The sequence below is a fragment of the Sebaldella sp. S0638 genome, assembly GCF_024158605.1.
GTDB lineage: Bacteria > Fusobacteriota > Fusobacteriia > Fusobacteriales > Leptotrichiaceae > Sebaldella.
Genome location: NZ_JAMZGM010000288.1, coordinates 1 through 764, shown reverse-complemented (window position 1 = coordinate 764; position 764 = coordinate 1). Strand labels below are relative to the sequence as shown.

The window sequence follows — 764 nt, the reverse complement described above, 5'->3', positions numbered from 1 at the left end:
TTGATAGCCCAAATGATAGAAATGTATGATATCAAAGATACCAAGGATATTCAAGAAGCATTAAAAGACTTGCTTGGAGGGACTATACAAAATATGCTTGAAGCTGAGATGGATGAGCATCTTGGATATTCTTCATATGAGAGAAGTGATAATGAGAATAGCAGGAATGGAAAGAAATCTAAAACACTCCGTTCACATAGCGGTGAAATGGAAATAATGGTACCGCAGGATAGAGAATCTTCATTTGAACCTAAAATAGTGCCAAAGAGAACAAAAGATATATCAGAAATAGAAAATAAGATTATCAGAATGTATGCCAAAGGTATGACCACAAGACAAATTTCAGAACAGATTGATGATATTTATGGTTTTGAGGTCAGTGAATCATTGATTTCATCTGTCACAAATAAATTACTCCCTGAAATTGAGGACTGGCAAAAAAGACCTTTATCCAATGTTTATCCTATAGTATTTATAGATGCCGTTCATTTCTCAGTACGGGAAAATAATATTATTAAAAAAGTAGCAGCTTATGTTATCTTGGGAATAAATCATGAAGGAAGAAAAGAAGTCCTTACTATAAGCATCGGTGAAAATGAAAGCTCCAAATACTGGCTTTCATTACTTAATGAACTAAAAGACAGGGAAGTAAAGGATATACTAATATTATGTGCTGACGGTCTTACAGGAATACAAGAAGCTGTGAATACTGCATTTCCCAATACAGAATACCAAAGATGCATAGTACATCAGGTTAGAAATAC

At 33.6% G+C, this 764-nt stretch carries 1 protein-coding gene; it reads left to right on the top strand.

Going from position 1 to position 764, the window contains the following annotated elements; all coding sequences use genetic code 11:
• Positions 1-764: IS256 family transposase (locus tag NK213_RS20335; RefSeq protein ID WP_253352742.1), on the top strand; the 764-nt coding region annotated here is incomplete at both ends.